Source organism: Mesorhizobium sp. M7A.F.Ca.CA.004.06.1.1 (assembly GCF_003999135.1).
Classification (GTDB): Bacteria; Pseudomonadota; Alphaproteobacteria; order Rhizobiales; family Rhizobiaceae; genus Mesorhizobium.
The window spans coordinates 1-1531 of record NZ_RZPQ01001059.1 but is presented as its reverse complement, the minus strand read 5'-3'; the positions used below and the strand labels follow the sequence as shown (position 1 = coordinate 1531).

Annotated in this window: 2 protein-coding genes and 1 pseudogene; 2 read left to right on the top strand and 1 reads right to left on the bottom strand. The window is 66.2% G+C overall.

Annotated features, from left to right (window positions below; translation table 11 throughout):
* A pseudogene (locus EN906_RS33795) lies at nucleotides 1-244 on the top strand (D-alanyl-D-alanine carboxypeptidase); the annotation flags it as partial.
* Between the two features lie 3 nt (nucleotides 245-247).
* Nucleotides 248-1372 carry a GTP-binding protein gene (locus EN906_RS33790; RefSeq protein WP_127266675.1) on the top strand — a complete coding sequence of 375 codons (1125 nt, stop codon included), beginning with the start codon at nucleotides 248-250 and terminating at the stop codon, nucleotides 1370-1372.
* A gap of 9 nt (nucleotides 1373-1381) precedes the next feature.
* Here the strand turns inward: EN906_RS33790 and EN906_RS33785 are convergent.
* Nucleotides 1382-1531 (bottom strand): sulfurtransferase TusA family protein (locus tag EN906_RS33785; RefSeq protein WP_164777592.1); only part of this gene is annotated, 150 nt, incomplete at its 5' end.

Below are 1531 nucleotides of genomic sequence, written 5' to 3'. Positions count from 1 at the left end.
CGCCAAGGACGTGCCGAAATCGCCCTATCAGGAAAAGCTCGACCATGTGCCGACGCTGGTTGCCGTCGGCCTTGGCGGCGCCACCGGTCCGGCGCCGAAGGCCATCCTCGACCGGGGCGGTCAGGAATATGCCGATGTGCCGATCCCGAGCTGGCGGCCCGACAGGCCGGCACCGGCCGGCGCAGGCCCGAAGATTGCCGGCTCCGCCGCGCAGGGCGACCAGCCGGCCAAGGTTGCGAACTAGCCAATGGGCAGCGGCTTCCCGATCCCCGTCTCGGTGCTGACCGGCTTCCTAGGCGCCGGCAAGACGACGCTGCTCAACCGGCTGCTCAAGGATCCGGCGCTGGCCGACACGGCGGTAATCATCAACGAGTTCGGCGAGGTGGCGATCGACCATTTGCTGGTCGAGCAGTCTTCCGACGGCATCATCCAGCTTTCGGACGGCTGCCTTTGCTGCACGGTGCGCGGCGAACTGGTCGACACGCTGGCCGACCTGGTCGACCGGCTGCAGACCGGCCGCATCGCCCGGCTTGCCCGCGTCATCGTCGAGACCACCGGCCTTGCCGACCCGGCGCCGGTGCTGCAGTCGATCATGGCGCATCCGGCGCTGATCCAGGCCTTCCGGCTCGACGGCGTCATCACGCTGGTCGATGCCGTCAACGGCAACGCCACGCTCGACGCCCATGTCGAGGCGGTCAAGCAGGCTGCCGTCGCCGATCGCATCGTGCTCAGCAAAGCCGATCTGGTCGCCGATCCCAATGAGTTGGAAATGCTTCGGGCGCGCCTGCGGCAGATCAATCCGGGCGCCGAACTGCTCGATGCCGGTGACACGGGGACAGGCGTGGCGGCGCTGTTTGATTGCGGCCTCTACAACCCGGCAACCAAATCCGCCGATGTGCGGCGCTGGCTGGGCGAGGAAGCCGCTCATGATCATCACCATCATGATCATGATCACCATGATGGGCATGATCACGAACATGGCCATGACCACGGTCATCGCCACGATTCGCGGGTGCGTTCCTATTCGCTGGTGCATGACGGCCCGGTGCCGTTTTCGGCGATCGAGATGTTCCTCGACCTGCTGCGCTCGACACATGGCGAGCGCCTGCTGCGCATGAAGGGCGTCATCGAGCTCAGGGAAGACCCGTCGCGGCCTTTGGTGATCCATGGCGTGCAGAAGATACTGCATCCGCCGGTGCAATTGCCGTCCTGGCCAGATGGCCAGCGCGGCACGCGGCTGGTGCTGATCACGCTCGATATGCCCGAAGATTATATCCGCAGGCTGTTCGCCGCCTTCACCAACCGGCCGTCGATCGACACGCCCGATCGCGCCGCGCTGGAAAACAACCCGCTGGCGATTGCCGGGCGGTAGCTCCCACGATTACGGCGCGCCGCACTCGACCAGGAAGCGATGGCCGCCGGAGACCGCCGCCGTTTCAATCAACTGGTGGCCGCTCTCCGAACAGAATGCCGGAATGTCGATGACGGCCAGCGGGTCGGTGGTCTCCAGCCAGAGCCGGCTGCCCGGTTG

Bases quoted from the DNA above. Each gene is read 5' to 3' on its own strand.
- EN906_RS33790 (WP_127266675.1), top strand. From the start codon at position 248: ATGGGCAGCGGCTTCCCGATCCCCGTCTCGGTGCTGACCGGCTTCCTA.